General features: G+C 36.7%; 1 protein-coding gene. It reads right to left on the bottom strand.

All coding sequences use genetic code 11. The features are described 5' to 3' along the window. Window positions 1-256 (bottom strand): UbiA family prenyltransferase (locus tag RYX56_RS23700; RefSeq protein ID WP_317124299.1); only part of this gene is annotated, 256 nt, incomplete at both ends.

The following is a 256-nucleotide window of genomic DNA, read 5'->3' as shown; positions in this document are numbered from 1 at the left end:
GAACCCACAGATAAGAGAAAGTAAACATGATAGCTAATAAACAAATAGCCTTCTTCTTTCCCAATAGAACGGGAATGGTTTTACGACCGTTCTCCTTATCGCCGTCAAGGTCGCGGATATTATTCGATAAATTAATCGCACTGACCAATATAAAAATAGGAATCGAAAAGAGGATGCTGCCGGTAGTAACTGTTCCTGTTTGAATAAAGAAAGCGATTAAAATAATGAACATTCCCATAAAAAGACCTGAAAACAA

The organism is Alkalihalophilus lindianensis (genome assembly GCF_032843265.1).
GTDB classification, from domain to species: Bacteria; Bacillota; Bacilli; order Bacillales; family Bacillaceae_D; genus Alkalihalophilus; species Alkalihalophilus lindianensis.
Note: the sequence above shows the minus strand (reverse complement) of the source record. Positions and strands in the feature narration are given on the sequence as shown.